Source organism: Flavobacterium sp. UBA7680 (genome assembly GCF_002482975.1).
GTDB lineage: Bacteria > Bacteroidota > Bacteroidia > Flavobacteriales > Flavobacteriaceae > Flavobacterium.
This window is the reverse complement of sequence record NZ_DLHA01000047.1, coordinates 6,356-6,615: the sequence shown is the minus strand read 5'-3', so window position 1 is coordinate 6,615 and position 260 is coordinate 6,356.

Sequence of the window (260 nt, the reverse complement as noted above, 5' to 3'; positions counted from 1 at the left end):
AATTTGACCACCTAATTCCGGAGTAAATTGACCACCCGTTCCGGAGCAAACTGACCACCTAATTCCGGAGCAAATTGACCACCAGGTTTTGTGGTTAATTAACGATTAAAAACTATTGATTTTTTCATGTTGTTAGAACCATACATTCGTTAAAAATATACGGATTATGGCAAACAAAATAACAGACATGAGTAAAATTAGAAAAGCAATTAAATTCTATTGTAATGGAAAGAGTAAGTTATTTATAAGTAGCTACTTAT